The 2,754-nt window shown below is 68.0% G+C and carries 2 protein-coding genes; both read left to right on the forward strand.

Annotated elements, in window-relative coordinates; genetic code table 11:
- The coding region (locus VFU06_08655; protein HEU5209467.1) for a TonB-dependent receptor at positions 1–1,314 on the forward strand (1,314 nt) is incomplete at its 5' end.
- Between the two features lie 32 nt (positions 1,315–1,346).
- Entirely contained in the window at positions 1,347–2,642 is a 1,296-nt protein-coding gene (locus VFU06_08660) for a RagB/SusD family nutrient uptake outer membrane protein (protein ID HEU5209468.1), read from the forward strand.
- Positions 2,643–2,754: the final 112 nt, after the last annotated feature.

A 2,754-nucleotide genomic window follows, 5' to 3' on the forward strand; every position in this document is an offset into this window, starting at 1 on the left:
ATCAAGCTCGACCCGACGCAGACGGTGCTGGTGAACACGACGCTGGGCGTGTACGGCCAGCAGCAGTTCGGCTGGAACGACCGGCTGTTCCTGACCGGTGCCGTGCGCGTGGACAACAACAGCGCGTTCGGCGAGGACTTCGACTTCGTGGTGTACCCGAAGGTGAGTGCGTCGTGGGTGCTGAGCGAGGAGCCGTTCTGGAACGTCGGCTTCGTGGACGCGCTCAAGCTGCGTGCGGCGTACGGCCAGTCGGGGCAGCAGCCGGACGCGTTTGCCGCGCTGCGCACGCTCACGTCCGCGGCGCGCGGCAACGGCACGAGCGGTGTCACGCCGGAGTCGTTCGGCAATGCGGACCTCAAGCCGGAGCGCGGCACCGAGATCGAGCTGGGCTTCGAGACCGCTCTGTTCGACCGGCTGTCGCTCGACTTCACATACTTCAGCAAGCGGACCAGGGACGCGATCCTGGAGCGCGAGACTGCACCTTCGGGCGGCTTCCCAGGCGACCAGTTCGTGAACGTGGGCGAGGTCAGCAACCACGGCATCGAGCTGGCGGCCGTGCTGCAGGCACTGACGCGTGACAACCTGGCGATCGAGATCGGCGGCAACGTCGCAACGAACAACGACGAGGTCGAGGATCTCGGCGACATCCCGTTCATCAGCATCGGCTCGCAGCGGCACGTGGTGGGCTACCCGATCGGCGGCTTCTGGTCGCGCCGCGTAGTGAGTGCTGACCGCGACCCGGCAACGCACGCGGTCAGCAACATCCTGTGTGACGGCGGCCCTGGCGGCGCGCCGGTCCCGTGCGCGCAGGCGCCACAGGTCTACCTGGGCCCGTCGATCCCGACGCTCACCGCGGCCGTCTTCACGAACATCACGATCTCGAACCGCCTGACACTGCACGGCCTGGTCGACTTCCAGGACGGGCACATGCGCTACAACGTGGGCGAGTGGGGCCGGTGCGGCGCGGTCGTTCCGGTCTGCGAGGCGATCTACCGGCCGGAGAACTTCTCCACCGAGTACCTCGCCGGCATCTCGGCCGTGGCGCTGACGAATGCGGTCGATGGCGCATTCATCCAGGAAGCGTCGTTCGCCAAGCTGCGCGAGATCTCCGCGACCTATCGCATCCCGGAGCAGTGGCTCGGGCGCGTCGGCCTGTCGACGGCGTCGCTCACGGTGGCCGGCCGCAACCTGGCGACGTGGACGGATTACCGCGGGCTGGACCCGGAGAGCCGCATCCCGGGCGCCGCCGGATCGGACCAGGCGGTGCTGCCGCAGCTCACGCAGTTCGTCGCCAGCCTCAGCTTCTCGTTCTGATCATGCGCACGCATCCTCGAGGGGGAGACTCCATGAACGTTTTGCGACTCGCACGCCGCTGCCGCGGCCTGCTGGCGCTCCCGCTGCTCGCGACGATGACTGCCGCGTGCAGCGAGATCACGGATCTCGAGCAGAGCAATCCCGGGCAGATCCTGGTGCGCGACGCATACGTGCCCGAGAACGCCGCACTGCTCGTGAACGGCGCGATCGGCGACTTCGAGTGCGCCTACCAGCGCTATGTGGTGGGTGGCGGCCTCATGAGCGACGAGCTCGCGAACGCGTGGCTGCACTCGACCAACTACATGTTCGACGCGCGCAACCACCCGACCAACGGCTCGTACGGCACGACCGGCTGCACCAGCGCGCAGTTCATGGGCATCTACACCCCGCTCTCGGTCGCGCGCACGTCCGCGGACACGATCCTCGCGCGGCTCGAGGAGTGGACGGACGAGCAGGTGGAGGACCGCCAGGGGCTGATCGCGCAGGCGGCCGCGTATGCCGGCTACAGCCTGCTGCTGCTGGGCGAAGCAATGTGCAGTGCGGCCATCAACATCGGGCCGGAGATGACGCCTGATCAGCTGCTGGCCGAGGCGGAGTCCCGCTTCGACCGGGCGATCACGGCGGCCAACGCGGCGGGTGACGAGACCATGCTGCACTTCGCGACGCTGGGCCGCGCCCGAACCCGGCTCGAGCTCGGCAACCTCGCCGGTGCCGCTGCCGACGCGGCGACGATCCCGGACGGCTTCGTCGTGGATGCGGTGGCAGGCGACGGCTCCACGCGCGTGCACAACATGGTCTGGGTCCACCTGGACGTCGCGGGCAACGCCTACTCCTCGATCGAGGACATCTGGGAGAACGCGACGGACATGGGCGCGCCGGATCCGCGCGTGACGGTGATCAACACCGGTCGCACCGGCTCCAACGGCAACACCATCATCCTGGCGCAGGCCAAGTATCCGACGCGCTCGTCACCCGTCCCGATCGCCCGCACGGCCGAGGCGCGGCTGATCGTTGCGGAGCACCTGGTCTCCACCGGCGACCTGCAGGGCGCCGAAGACATCATCAACGAGCTGCACGCGGCGGCCGGTCTGCCGGAGTACGACGTCACCGGGCTCACCGCCGACGAAGTGATGCAGCACGTCATCCAGGAGCGCGCGCACGAGCTGTTCCTGGAAGGGCACCGCTTCGCCGACGCGAACCGCTACGAGCTGCCGCTGTATCCCGCGGCGGGCACGCCGTTCCCGAACGGCGGCACGTATGGCGACCAGCGCTGCTTCCCGCTGCCGGACGTGGAGCGGAACAACAATCCAAACATTCCGAAGCTGTGATCTTCCTCATCATCACACAGAGGTCACAGCGGACACGAAGGGCACAGTGATGGATGCCTCTTTTCACGCAGAGTCGCAGAGGGGCAGAGGCGCAGGGATCATCGTACGCGGC

This window comes from Longimicrobiales bacterium, from assembly GCA_035764935.1.
Classification (GTDB): Bacteria; Gemmatimonadota; Gemmatimonadetes; order Longimicrobiales; family RSA9; genus DASTYK01.